The following is a 12959-nucleotide window of genomic DNA, read 5'->3' on the forward strand; positions in this document are numbered from 1 at the left end:
GCACGAAAAAACGGCTTTACGCCCCGTGGGATACTGGCCGGGACCATCCATTCCCACGAGGAGAACGGCACCCTTACCTATGGCCTCGGTCACGTCCCTCAGCGACGCCGTCCAGCAGCATCTCGCCTCCGCCCTCTCGGCCGCCCTGCCGGAGGCCGCCGGTGCGGACCCGCTGCTGCGACGAAGCGACCGGGCCGACTACCAGGCCAACGGGATCCTGGCGCTCGCCAAGAAGGCGAAGGCGAACCCGCGCGAGCTGGCGACCGAGGTCGTCTCCCGGGTCGCCACGGGTGACGTGATCGCGGACGTCGAGGTCTCGGGCCCCGGCTTCCTCAACATCTCCGTGGCGGACGGCGCGATCACGAAGAACCTGGCCGCGCGGTACGCGGACGACACGGGCCGCCTCGGTGTCCCGCTCGCCGCCCACCCGGGCACCACGGTGATCGACTACGCCCAGCCGAACGTGGCCAAGGAGATGCACGTCGGCCATCTGCGCTCGGCGGTCATCGGCGACTCCGTCGTCCGGCTGCTGGAGTTCACCGGCGAGAAGGTGGTACGCCGCCACCACATCGGCGACTGGGGCACCCAGTTCGGCATGCTCATCCAGTACCTGGAGGAGCACCCGCACGAGCTGGACCACAAGGAGTCCGCGGACTCCGAGGTCACCGAGGTCTCCGGCGAGGAGGCCATGTCCAACCTGAACCGCCTCTACAAGGCGGCCCGGGTGCTCTTCGACTCCGACGAGGAGTTCAAGACGCGGGCCCGCCGCCGGGTGGTCGACCTCCAGGCGGGCGACCCCGCGACGCTGGCCATGTGGCAGCGGTTCGTCGACGAGTCGAAGATCTACTTCTACTCCGTCTTCGACAAGCTGGACATGGAGATCCACGACGCGGACGTGGTCGGCGAGTCCGGCTACAACGACATGCTGGCCGAGACCTGCCGCCTCCTGGAGGAGTCCGGCGTCGCGGTCCGCTCCGAGGGCGCGCTCTGCGTGTTCTTCGACGACGTCAAGGGCCCCGACGGCCAGCCCGTCCCGCTGATCGTCCAGAAGTCCGACGGCGGCTACGGCTATGCGGCCACCGACCTCTCGGCGATCCGCGACCGCGTCTTCAACCTCAAGGCGAACACCCTCCTCTACGTGGTGGACGCCCGCCAGGCCCTCCACTTCAAGATGGTCTTCGAGACCGCCCGCCGCGCCGGCTGGCTCGGCGACGACGTCCACGCGGTCCAGCTCGCCTTCGGCACGGTCCTCGGCAAGGACGGCAAGCCGTTCAAGACGCGTGAAGGCGAGACGGTGCGGCTGGTGGATCTGCTGGACGAGGCGGTGGAGCGCGCGGCGGCGGTCGTGCGCGAGAAGGCGCAGGACCTCTCCGAGGAGGAGATCGCCGAGCGCGGCGCCCAGGTGGGCATCGGCGCGGTGAAGTACGCGGACCTGTCGACCTCGGCGAACCGGGACTACAAGTTCGACCTGGACCAGATGGTCTCGCTCAACGGCGACACCTCGGTGTACCTCCAGTACGCGTACGCCCGTATCCAGTCCATCCTGCGCAAGGCGGGCGAGGTCCGCCCGGTGGCCCACCCCGAGCTGGAACTGACCGAGACCGAGCGGGCGCTGGGTCTGCACGCCGACTCCTTCGGCGAGGTCGCCGCGGAGGCGGCAGCGGAGTACGCCCCGCACAAGCTGGCCGCGTACCTGTACCAGCTCGCCTCCCTGTACACCGCCTTCTACGACAAGTGCCCGGTCCTGAAGGCCGAGACGCCGGCCCAGGTGGAGAACCGCCTCTTCCTGTGCGACGTCACGGCCCGCACCCTCCACCAGGGCATGGCCCTTCTCGGCATCCGCACGCCCGAGAAGCTCTGACGCCGGACCCCTTAAGGTCGGTGGGGAGTGACCGCTCCCCACCGACCGAGAGGTGCCCGATGCCCGAGCGCGTTCCCGACCCGTCCACGGAGCACTTCGGCCCGGACGGGATGCGCCGGTTCCAGATCCCCGGTTCGTACGGGATACGGCTGCCCGAGGCGGCCCGTGGGGCGCTGACGGACACCGGGGTTCCGGTGCACGTGGCGCCGTACTTCACGGCGGCGGGCGACACCGACGGGCTGACCCTGGGGATGTTCGCCGGGCACCAGGGGCTGCGCGCGCCCGCCGGGCAGGAGGACTGGCTGCGGATCGGCACGGACCCGCTGGCGCACCTGTGCGTGCGGCCGGACGGCGCGGTCCAGGCGGTGTTCCTCGAAGTCGGCGAGGACGACATGTTCGTCAGTTCCGGCGTCCCGGAGTTCGACGCCGCCCTGGCCGCGCTCGACCGCAGGCTCCCGGTGATCGCCGCCTCGACGAGTCTCCCCGTGGCCGCCGCCGCGTTCCGCGAACTCGACGCCGAGCTGCGGCAGATCGACCCCGGCGCCTTCGCGGAGCGCGAGAGCTGGTGGCCGAAGGTGCTGGACGACGTGCGCCACACCCTCAACTTCCCCTTCTCCGCCGCCTTCGAGTACGTCGACGCCTCCGGCGCCAAGCAGATCGCCACCGACTCGACCGGACCGGGCCTGCCCCACCCCGAGGAACTGGTCTGGCACACCCTGCACGCCCAGGGCGTCACCCCGGACCAAGTCCGCCGTGTTTACTGCGAGTTGGAGCCCTGCATGATGCCGGGCCACTACTGTGCGGTCTGGCTGCAGGCCACCTTCCCGCACGCGGAGTTCACGCACAGCTTCGACTACGGCGACACCGCCGAGTCCCGCGAGGACGGCCTCAAGGAACTGATCATGTACGCGGCGGAGCACGGCGGACGCGGCTGACTCCGGCGCGGGAGGGGGAGCGCACGATGGACCGCTGGTCCCGCCCGGCGGCAGGCCGCGAACCGGCCGCCGCCGCCCTGCTGTCCTGGTTGGCGGACCCGGCCGCGCCGAGGCTGTGCCTGGTCACGGGCGGCGCGGGCTGCGGCAAATCGACGTTGCTGGCCTGGCTGGTGGGCCACGGCACGCGCCCGGACACCCGGTCGGTACGGCGGGTGCACGGGTTCGCACCGCTGGCCGGGCAGTCAGCGCTGACGGCAACCTGGACGCTGGCGCGGCAACTTTCGATGGCGGCGCGCACTCCGGGCGAGCTGGTGGCCGCGCTGGCCGCGGACAGGCGCCGTACGGTGCTCGTGCTGCCGGACCTGCACGCAGCGGAGGACCCGGAGACGGTGAGCGAACTCGCCCTGACCCTCGCGGATGTGGACCACATACGCCTGGTGGTGGAGACGCGTCCGGAAGCGGGTGCGCGGCTGCGGGCCACCGGGGCCGCGGTGATGAATCTGGACGAGGACCAGTGGACGGACCCTGGACGGTACGCCGAGTGGGCGGCACAGCGGACGCCGGGCCAGTCGGTCTCCGAGTCGGAAGTCCCGCTTCCAGTAGTCGACTTGGACGACCCGGCGGCGGTCTGCGCGGCCGATCCGTGGCACGTGACGAGGCTCTTCGAACGTTCCGGTGAGACTCACGGCGGCCTGAGGGAGGCATGGCTGCGGGCGGGTCTGTCCCTGACGGACGCGCGAGATCCCGCGGCGCGGGCCCTGACCCTCCTCACCGCCCTGGGCGACGGGGCCGACCCGCGTCATCCGGACACCCTCGCGGCGCTGGCAGGCGGCTCCGGATGGCGGGTGGCATGGCGCCGGGTGCGCCACGACGTGCGCCCGCCGTGGCCGGGCCCGGCGCGGGCGCTGTCGGTGCGGGACGGACAGCTTCTGGTCGCCGACCACCAGGGCACGGTCCGTGTGCTCGCCGAGGCGGGCGCGACCCCGGTCGGCCGCCTGCCACGCTCCGCCGACCGCCTCCAGGCTCTCGCCGCCGGTCCCGAGGGCGAGGTGCTGGGCCTGGACGCCGAGGGCACCGTGCGCCTGCGGGTGGGCGCGGTCCGCGAGCGCGGGGGCCTGGAGGCGTTGCTGGACGACGGTCCGGCTCCGCTGGAAGGGCTGCTGGAACGAGTGAACGCCCGGCTCAGGGAGCATCCGGGCACGGCACTGGCGGCTTCCGGGAGGGTCCTGGCGACGGGGGACGCGTCGGGGGAGGTGCACGCCTTCCTGGAGGGCGACGCCGTACGCGATGCCGTGCTGCACGAGGGACCGGTGACCGCCCTGGCGGCGCTGGACCTGCCGGTTCCTCCCGAGGCCGAGGGCCGGGCGATCCCCCTCCTCTACAGCGGCGGCCTGGACGGCCGGGTCCGGGCCTGGGGCCCGCGGGCGGAGCCTCTCGGCACGCCCCTGGCCGCCCGCCCCTGCCCGGTGACGGCCCTGGCCGCAGGAGTCACACCGGACGGCCCGGTCCTGGCCGTCGCCTGGTCCGACGGGCTGGTGGAACACCACACGCTGGACTCGGACGGACCGCCTCGCGTGTTCCATCCGGGCCTGGCGGTAAGGGCGTTGGCGGTGACGGGGTCCGGTCTGCTCGTGGTCGGCACGGACGAGTCGCTGATCGCGCTGCGCCCCCGCTGAACGGCCTGTGCCCGCACGGTGATGGAACCGTGCGGGTTGTCACAGCCCCGCCATGAACACCCCGTACGCCCTTGCGACCCAACTGCCTTAGTTCGCTAGGGTTTTCGCATACGGAGAGTGCGTCACGGGGATGAGGGGGCGTCGCGGGGATGGGCTACACGCTGCCTGGCTGGCTGGACGACGTACTGGACTTCATCGGCATCAACTTCCCGAACGTCGACGAGGACGACTACCGCGAAATGGCCGACGCCATGCGGGACTTCGCCGACAAGTTCGAGGGGCACGGGGCGGACGCGCACAAGTCGGTGGAGCGCATCCTGGCCTCCTCGCACGGCTGGGCCGTCGACTCGATGGAGAAACACTGGAACCAGGTCAAGGCCGGCCACCTCGACAAGATCCCTGAGCTGGCCCGGCTGTTCGCCGACGCGTGCGACGTCGTCGCGGACATCATCTTCGGGATGAAGACCAAGGCCGAGGCCGAACTCGTCGTCATGGCGGGCTCTTTGGGCATTTCGGCCGGCCTGGCGGTCGTCACGGGCGGCCTGTCCGCCCTCATCGGCGCCGCCGAGGTCACGGCGATGCGGCAAGTGATCAAACGCCTCATCGACGAGGCGGTCGACCGGATCGTCGACGAACTGATCGCCCGCGTCACCGAACCGGTCAACGCCAAGCTGGAGGCGATGATCGAGGACGCGGTCCTGAACATGGTGGACGACGCCTTCTCTCTCCCGCCCGTCCCCACCGGCGACGGCGGCGGCGACAACGCCCACGGCCACCACGGCATGAAGCTGGCCTCGGCGGGCGGCGACACGGGCCTCGACCTCGCCTCCTCCGGCGGAGGTTCCTCGGGCGCCGACCTCTTCATCGACCACGAGGAGTTCGAGCACGGGGCGGGCCGGCTCTCCACGCACGGCAGCGAACTGCGCCTGGCCGGCATCTCCCCCCTCGGTCGCGCGAGGGGCGCCTTCGGCCGCACCCGAGGCCGCGACGCCTTCACCCAGCCGTTCGACGCCATGCTCCACGGCGCCCTGACCGGCTGCGAAAAAGCCATGGTCAAGGTCGGCAAACACCTCCGGGACACCATCCCGGAACGCGTCAAGGCGACGTCCCGCCTGCACAAGGGGACGGATCTCGACGTCGAGGACCGGGTGAAGCGGATCAAGACGGATCACGGCGAAGGCGGAGCCGCATCACGGACGTACATCCTCAATTCGGATGGGTCGGTCGACAAGCTCCTGCCCGGTGGCAAGGTCGACCCAAAGGGGCTCACTGCGGGCGACCATCACAACCTGAGCAGCATCATCCAGCCGGACGGTACTGTCTGGCGCCCGCAGACTCAGCAGGATCTACGGAAATGGCGCACGGGCAGAGGGCACAAGGGGACCGTCCGCTCCACCAGGGTCGATCCGTCCGAGAGCGACCTCGCCCAGGCCACACAGCTCGCCCGGCTGGCACGGGACGACTACGGAGCCGGCAACTACGCCGCCGGACGTTACCTCGACCCCAAGAGCGGCGTCGAGTCCATACTGGTCGGTTACAGCGACGACAGGTTCCACTCCGAACGCAACATCGGCCATCCGCTGCTGAACGCGGGAGCCAAGTCCGGGCTGAAGGAAGTCTTCACGGAGAGGGAGCCATGCCAATTGAACCCGAGATGCAACAAGTGGCTCTCCTATTTCTGGGGCTCGGATTTCTCCGTCAGTCATGCGGCTGACTACGACCAGAGCGACCAGAAGACCAAGAACGACCAGCACAACACCTACATCGACAAGCTCAAGTTGGCCCACGGCAAGAAGTGAGACGCGGCACCATGAACAACACAGTGACCGGCGATGAACTCGTGCGGGTACACGGGCTGGCCCGCATCGTCTACTTCCCCCAGTACGTCGGCTCGGATCTCGAGCCCGGGACCGCCACGTTCCTCAGTACCGTCGGCCTACCCAGCGACCGCGTCTTCCTGGTGCGTGCCGATGCAGGCGTCGAAGAACCGGACCCCATCGAGCTGGGGCCTCTGTTCGCCCTCGATGGTGACGAGTTCGACTGCCCCCCCGAGCGCCGCCACTGGCCGGTTCTTGGCTACCTCCGCACCACACTTCTCGCCATCGATCCGGAGTCCGGGGAAGTCCACGCCTATATGGAGGGCGACGAGGACAGTGTGCTCCTGCATCACGATGTGGAGTCGCTCGCCTTCTGCCTCACCGAGTTCCGCAAGCTGCTGGACGCCCGGGGCCCGGGCATCGACTTGGAAGCGGTGGTACACCGGTTTCGTGAAGCCGTAACGAGCTTCGACCCCACACCGCTCGAAAACGAGGAGTCGGAGTGGAACATCATGCTCGAGGAAATCCTCGATGGCATGTGGTGACCGCACGGCGGAGAGGCGGCACCGAAGTGGGCATCCCCTCGTCCGAGGAGTAGGAGCTGCCCTTCGGCATCGCGGAGGACTTCGACCCCGACCTGGACCCTCGTGCTGGACGCCACAGCGGCCGGCATGTGGTCCGTAGGACCGCCGGCCGCCCCGCACGCGCCTCAGGAGCGCGCGAGCCGCCCGCAGACGCCGTCGCGTGAGCTGTCCAGGGCCTCGCTGCGGTCGTACGGGTCCTCGGGATCACCGCTCGCCGGGGTCCCGGCGGGGGTGTCGCCGGGGAAGAGCGGGTGGAGGTAGCCGTCGGAGACGCCGCACTCGTTGTTGTAGGTGTTCGCCGATACCGAGCCGACCGCCAGCTTGCCCTTCGCGGCAGCCCACCTGGCCGGGTCGTGCAGTTCCATCGTCACATCGCGGCGGACGATGGAGCGGGCCACGCGGTCGTCGTCGGAACCACGCCGTACGAGCGGGTAGACGAAGGTGTAGTCCGCGTGGACCTTCACCTCGCCGGCGCGCCCCTCCGCGAAGGACATGTGGCCACGCACCTTGACCACGTCACCGACGAGCCGCACCCGCGCGGAGTCGAAGCGGCTGACGTATTGGACGGGGTCGTGCTCGGCGTCCGGGTCACGCAGCGAGCGCCGGAGCTTCTCGAGCGTCCCCGGCTGCTTGGGATCGAGAAGCGCCAGCGCCTTGTCGGGCTGCCCGCCGCGCAGAACCTCCGGGTCGAGGTTCGTGTCGACGAGGTACTCCTTGGTGAGCCGCAGCGCGAGCGCCACATCGGCCTCGCTGACGCCCGCGACCGGCTTCGCGGACGGCAACTTGATCGCGTCCGCGCCCTCGTCCCACATCAGCGCGGGTGACCCCCGGAAGGGGTGGTCGAGCGTCGCCGTCCCGGAGACGGCGCCCGGGGCGTCACTGGACGGCGGCGCGTCATCGGCGGCCGAGCGGACCCCGGGGATGTGGTCGAGGAGCAGGGAGGGCCGTACGGCGACCAGGCAGACCGCCACGGCCAGCAGCACCCCCAGCACCGACCAGAGCGGCCTGCGCCGTGTCCCCCGCTTCTCCCCCACGGCGGGCCCGGTACGCCAGCCCGGCGGCTCCGCCGGCTGAGCCGCCTTGCGGCGACGGCCGAACCGCCGGTCGGCGGCGGCCTCCCGCTCCCCCTCCTCGCGCAACCGCCGCGCCACCATCCGCGCCCGGGCCGACGGCTCCTTCGGCGCGGGCGGCCCGCCGCCCTCGACCGTCTCGCGCAGGAACGTGTCCCACTGATCGTCGGATATGGCCGCGGGCTCGTCGGACTGGCCGGACTCGTCGGGCCGTTCGGGGGGCGGGGCGGTGGACACGGGCTCACTCTCGTCGGGGTCAAGGAAACGCGAAGCTCCCTGGGTAGACGATGTGAGCGCGGTTCACAACCCCCGCACGGGAGGCACCGGAACCTGTGACCGAACCGGTACGGCAGTGTCAACCAGTTGGCGCGTCAACTCGGTTCACAGGTGGTCGCCGGAAGTCCCCCGCTTCTGCCATCATCTGACACCGCGTCTGACAACAGACATCTCGCGACGAGTGACGGCACAGGCCAAGTCGCTTGCACGGCAACACCATTGGAGGGGGAGCATGGACGGGGCGCTCGCACAGTCGGTGGCCGCGGCCGTAGGCCAGGGCGCGCTGGACGCCGTCGGAGCCAGGGCGCTGGAGTCGCTGCTCGGCATGATCCGGCACCGGTTCCGCCGGGACGAGGCCGCGCTGTCGGCCCTCGACGACGCGTCGGCCGACCCCGCCCCGCTGGTCGCCGCCCTGGACCGGCACATCCAGAGCGACCCCGACTTCGCCGAGGACCTGCGGGACTGGCTGAAGGAGTCGGCGGGGAACCAGAACGCCGGGCAGGTGACGCAGCTCGTGCACAGCAACCAGGTGTCCGGCAGCACGGTCCACGGCGCCGTCGTCCAGGGGCAGAACGTCAGCCTCAAGGGCGGCGGCTTCTCCCTCCGCTCCCTGCTGGGCAGGGACAACTGACCGTGCCCGCGCCCTCCCCGTCCTCCGACCGCACCAGCAACGAGATCTCCGGCGGCGCCCAGATCGGCGGCAACGCCTACCAGGCCAAGCACATGCACTTCGGCGGCCGCTCGATCGGTCTCACGGTCGTGGGCCTCGCCGCCGTCGGAGCGCTGGCCTATGTCGCCGTGAGCGGCGGAGCGGGTACGAAGCCGGAAGCCGCGGCCGCCTCCTCCCAGAGCCCCACCACCGCGAGCACCTCCGCGAGCACCTCGTCCTCGCCGTCCGCCACGGCGAAGAAGACCACCGGCGCGCCGAAGGCCGAGGACGCCGCCGCGCCGCGGACGGACAAGCCGAAGGCCGCCCCGCGGCGCATGACGCCCAGCACCCCGTACACGGCAGGGCACGTCTATTGCGGACAGTGGCGGGGCTCGCCGGCGGGATCGAACCTCGAGGCGAGCGCCTGCACTCAAGTCACCGGCACCGACGCGGCGTTCGGCGTCATGCTGAAGAACGTCGGCACGAGTCAGATCACCGTCGGCATGACGGTCAAGTACCAGTACGGCACGGCCCAGGACTGCCCCGGCGGCGGCTACACGACCCACGACATCAGGATCGACCCCGGGAAGACCTGGTACAGCAGCCTCGGACTGTGTTCCGTCCCGAACCTGAAGCGTCAGACGAACTTCCAGGCCCTCGCCTACGCGCTGGAGACCTCCGATCCCGGCGCCTCCCTGAACCTCGGAGGCGCCAAGTTCTCACCCACCGCCGCTTTCACCAGCGCGGGCGTCCTGCAGTGCCGCGTGAAGGACAGCACGAAATGGGGCTCCTGCGACGCGCTGTGGCCGTACCCGCCGACGGACTGACCCCCGCAGGCATCAGCGCAGCTTCTGCGCCACCTCGACCGCCCAGTACGTCAGGATGTTCCGCGCCCCCGCCCGCTTGATCCCCGTCAGGGTCTCGAAGATGGCGCGGTCGCGGTCCAGCCAGCCCTTCTCGGCGGCGGCCTCGATCATCGAGTACTCGCCGGAGATCTGGTAGGCGGCTACCGGCACGTCCACCGCGTCCGCGACCTTCGCGAGCACGTCCAGGTACGGACCGGCCGGCTTGACCATGACCATGTCCGCGCCCTCGGCGAGGTCCAGCTCCAGCTCACGGAGGGACTCGCGCAGGTTCGCCGGGTCCTGCTGGTACGCCTTGCGGTCGCCCTGGAGCGAGGAGGCGACGGCCTCGCGGAAGGGGCCGTAGAAGGCGGAGGAGTACTTGGCGGTGTACGCGAGGATCGCCACGTCCTCGCGGCCGATCTGGTCCAGCGCGTCGCGGATGACGCCGATCTGGCCGTCCATCATGCCGCTCGGGCCGACGATGTGGGCGCCCGCGTCGGCCTGGACCTGGGCCATCTCGGCGTACCGCTCCAGGGTGGCGTCGTTGTCGACGCGGCCCTCGGCGTCCAGCACACCGCAGTGGCCGTGGTCGGTGAACTCGTCCAGGCACAGGTCGGACATGATCATGAGGTCGTCGCCGACCTCGGCGCGTACGTCGCGCAGGGCGACCTGCAGGATGCCGTCCGGGTCGGTGCCGGCCGTGCCGAGCGCGTCCTTCTTCGCGTCCTCCGGCACGCCGAACAGCATGATCCCGGAGATCCCCGCCTCGACGGCCTCCAGCGCGGCCTTCTTCAGGCTGTCCCGCGTGTGCTGCACGACCCCGGGCATCGCCTCGATCGCCACCGGCTCGCTCACGCCCTCGCGGATGAACGCGGGGAGGATGAAGTCGGCCGGATGCAGTCGCGTCTCCGCGACCATCCGCCGCATGACGGGCGAGGTCCGCAGGCGCCGCGGACGCGTACCGGGAAAGGAACCGTACTTCGACATATCCCCTACGCTACGCCCGCCGGACCCCCGCCTTTGCCGACGCGATGTCGGACGCGCGACCGCTGCGAGCACCGCCGAGCCGCGCCCTCGGGGGCGCCCCTCACCCGTCCCCCACCAGCCGCTCCAGCCTCACCCGCGTCTCCCGGACCTCCGCCTCCCGTGCGTCCAGCCGCCCCGCCACCGCGTCCAGCTCCGCCCGCAGACCGGGACACATCTCCAGCCGCGCCCCGTCCGTGCCGTCCCGCACGCAGTCGAGATAACGCCGCACGGTCGCCGTCCCCACGCCCGCCCGGACCATCGCCCGGATCCGCAGCACCCGTACGACATCGGACTCGGTGTACCGCCGGTAGCCCCCGCTGTCGCGTCCCGGCGCCAGTAGCCCCTGTTCCTCGTAGTGCCGCAGCGAGCGCGCGCTCACCCCGGTCCGCGCCGCCAGCTCCCCGATCAGCACGCCCCCTCCCTCGCCTTGACCTTCACACCAGCGTGAACCCGTACCGTCCTCGACCATGACGACACCGGCAACGCATCCCCGCGCCACGATCATCCACGGCTACGGCGCGACCCCGAAGGACCACTGGTTCCCCTGGCTCGCCCAGCGCCTGGAGGAGCACGGCGTCCCCACGACGGTCCCCGCCCTCCCGGACACGGACAATCCCGACCCCGACCGGTGGACGGCCGCCGCGGGCGCGGCCATCGGTACCCCCGACGCCCACACCACGGTCGTCGCCCACAGCCTCGGCTGCCTCACCGTCCTACGCCACCTGAGCACCCTGCGCGGCGACTGGCGACTGGGCACCCTGGTTCTCGTCTCCGGCTTCGTGACCCCGCTCCCCGCGATACCCGAACTGGACTCGTACATCGCCGGCGGCTGCGACCCCACCCCCCTCCCCGCCCACATCGACCGCCTCACGCTCCTCCGCTCCGACGCCGACCCCCTGGTCCCCACCCCCCACACCGACCGCCTCGCCGCCCTCCTCGGCACCACGGCCCGCGTGGTCCCCGGCGCGGGCCACTTCCTGGCGGACGACGGGGTCACCGAGCTGCCCGAGGCGCTGGAGGCCAATCCGCGCTGAGGCGGCGCTCCGGCTCAGGCCGCGTCCGCCCCGGACGCACGGCAGTCCCTGCACCGCCCGGGCTCCGGGGCCCGGAACACACGATCGCAACCGCCCTCGCATTCCTGGAGGGGATGGGGACGCGCCAAGGCTCTGACGCCCGTGGGAGCGGACACGGCGGACGCCGGAAGCGGCAACGGGAGCTGACTGCGGAGACGGTAGGCGACCAGCGCCGCCGGGCTCTCCAGGGCCGTCGGCAGTCTCGCCGTCAGGGTGTGGTGCACGGTGGCGGCGCTCGCTCCGACGTCGAACCAGGCGGTGACGGCGGGCGCGAGCCGGTACACGTCGCTGCCGGACAGGGTGAGCCGGTCGTCGGTGCGGCGCAGGCTCGCGAGGAGCATGACTGCCTTGTCGTGGCGGGGGCCGGGCGGGGTGTCCACGGCAGGCGTCCGGGGAGGCGCCGTCCGTGCGGTCCTCCGCGCGGAGGCGGGCGGCGCGGCCGCCGTGACGGGTGCCTCGGACACAGGTGGCACAGGTGGCACGGGCGGCGGCACCGGGGGCCCGGCACTCACCCGTTCGGGCGGCGGTTCCGCCCGGTCGGCGCCTTGGTCGTCCTCCCGTGACGCACTCGGCTCGTGCCGGGAAGGCCGGAGCACCGGCCCGCGGGCCCGCGCCGCCGCGACGCGGCCGGGAACGGCAGGCACGGCGGGAACGACAGGCACGGCGGGCACCTGGACCGGCAGGTGATGCGCGTACGTACGCGTCACGATCCGCCCGCTCTCCGTACGCTCGCGCACCCGCCGCAGATACCCGTGCGTCTCCAGCTCCCGCAGGGCGAAGGCGATCCGGTCCCGCCCCTCGGGGAAACGCTCGGCGAGGCTGCGGATGTCCACGGGGGCGCCCTCCGGCAGCGACAGGATGTGCGCCGCGAGGCCGATGGCGGTCAGCGACAGCACGGGGTGCTGGACCAGGTGGTTTCCGACGACCGTGAACCGGTCCGGGTGGGCGGCCCGTACGTGGGTGACACCGGATGGGGTGTCGGTACGCCGAACCTCATGAATCCGGGGCGGCACGGAGTTAGGCTTCATCTCAGCCATGGGGAAGGTTCTGCTTCCTCTTTGGTCAGGCCCTCGCACTGGGATTGCCGTCCCGGCGGGGGCCGAAGCATGTATGGGTTTGTCAAAGCAGGTGGGCACGTCAGCGCCTC

12 protein-coding genes are annotated in these 12959 nt (G+C 71.3%); 8 read left to right on the forward strand and 4 right to left on the reverse strand.

Going from position 1 to position 12959, the window contains the following annotated elements; translation table 11 throughout:
• Nucleotides 1-79 precede the first annotated feature (79 nt).
• From argS to ACWEEU_RS24255, 5 genes are all read left to right on the forward strand, one after another.
• On the forward strand, nucleotides 80-1861 hold the full coding sequence (gene argS / locus ACWEEU_RS24235) for an arginine--tRNA ligase (protein WP_451734912.1): 1782 nt from the start codon (nucleotides 80-82) through the stop codon (nucleotides 1859-1861).
• A gap of 59 nt (nucleotides 1862-1920) precedes the next feature.
• On the forward strand, nucleotides 1921-2796 hold the full coding sequence (locus ACWEEU_RS24240; RefSeq protein ID WP_451734914.1) for an SUKH-4 family immunity protein: 876 nt from the start codon (nucleotides 1921-1923) through the stop codon (nucleotides 2794-2796).
• A 26-nt stretch (nucleotides 2797-2822) separates the two neighbouring features.
• Nucleotides 2823-4472, forward strand: coding sequence for a WD40 repeat domain-containing protein (locus tag ACWEEU_RS24245; RefSeq protein ID WP_451734916.1), 1650 nt, complete (start codon nucleotides 2823-2825; stop codon nucleotides 4470-4472).
• A 149-nt stretch (nucleotides 4473-4621) separates the two neighbouring features.
• Nucleotides 4622-6271, forward strand: coding sequence for a nucleic acid/nucleotide deaminase domain-containing protein (locus tag ACWEEU_RS24250; RefSeq protein ID WP_451734918.1), 1650 nt, complete (start codon nucleotides 4622-4624; stop codon nucleotides 6269-6271).
• 11 nt (nucleotides 6272-6282) lie between these two features.
• The gene (locus ACWEEU_RS24255) at nucleotides 6283-6834 is read left to right on the forward strand and encodes an SUKH-4 family immunity protein (protein WP_385739316.1); all 552 of its coding nucleotides are present in this window, start codon (nucleotides 6283-6285) and stop codon (nucleotides 6832-6834) included.
• A 164-nt stretch (nucleotides 6835-6998) separates the two neighbouring features.
• Here the strand turns inward: ACWEEU_RS24255 and ACWEEU_RS24260 are convergent, their stop codons facing one another.
• Nucleotides 6999-8180, reverse strand: coding sequence for a hypothetical protein (locus tag ACWEEU_RS24260; protein WP_451734920.1), 1182 nt, complete (start codon nucleotides 8178-8180; stop codon nucleotides 6999-7001).
• A 271-nt stretch (nucleotides 8181-8451) separates the two neighbouring features.
• Between ACWEEU_RS24260 and ACWEEU_RS24265 the strand changes: the two genes are divergently transcribed.
• Together ACWEEU_RS24265 and ACWEEU_RS24270 are read left to right on the forward strand one after the other, a co-directional pair.
• Nucleotides 8452-8850, forward strand: coding sequence for a hypothetical protein (locus ACWEEU_RS24265; RefSeq protein WP_385739310.1), 399 nt, complete (start codon nucleotides 8452-8454; stop codon nucleotides 8848-8850).
• Nucleotides 8851-8852: 2 nt separating this feature from the next.
• Nucleotides 8853-9695 (forward strand): hypothetical protein, encoded by an 843-nt coding sequence (locus ACWEEU_RS24270; RefSeq protein WP_451734922.1) that lies wholly within the window; start codon nucleotides 8853-8855, stop codon nucleotides 9693-9695.
• Between the two features lie 12 nt (nucleotides 9696-9707).
• On the opposite strand, the gene hemB is transcribed toward ACWEEU_RS24270, so the two are convergent.
• The gene (hemB, locus tag ACWEEU_RS24275) at nucleotides 9708-10700 is read right to left on the reverse strand and encodes a porphobilinogen synthase (RefSeq protein ID WP_385739304.1); all 993 of its coding nucleotides are present in this window, start codon (nucleotides 10698-10700) and stop codon (nucleotides 9708-9710) included.
• Nucleotides 10701-10800: 100 nt separating this feature from the next.
• The gene (locus ACWEEU_RS24280) at nucleotides 10801-11151 is read right to left on the reverse strand and encodes a MerR family transcriptional regulator (RefSeq protein WP_385739301.1); all 351 of its coding nucleotides are present in this window, start codon (nucleotides 11149-11151) and stop codon (nucleotides 10801-10803) included.
• Nucleotides 11152-11206: 55 nt separating this feature from the next.
• Between ACWEEU_RS24280 and ACWEEU_RS24285 the strand changes: the two genes are divergently transcribed.
• A complete protein-coding gene (locus tag ACWEEU_RS24285; protein ID WP_451734925.1) occupies nucleotides 11207-11773 on the forward strand; it encodes an RBBP9/YdeN family alpha/beta hydrolase in 567 nt (188 codons plus the stop codon).
• 14 nt (nucleotides 11774-11787) lie between these two features.
• On the opposite strand, the gene ACWEEU_RS24290 is transcribed toward ACWEEU_RS24285, so the two are convergent.
• Nucleotides 11788-12849, reverse strand: coding sequence for a helix-turn-helix domain-containing protein (locus ACWEEU_RS24290; RefSeq protein WP_451734927.1), 1062 nt, complete (start codon nucleotides 12847-12849; stop codon nucleotides 11788-11790).
• Nucleotides 12850-12959: the final 110 nt, after the last annotated feature.

The sequence above is a fragment of the Streptomyces sp. NPDC005004 genome (assembly GCF_053600675.1).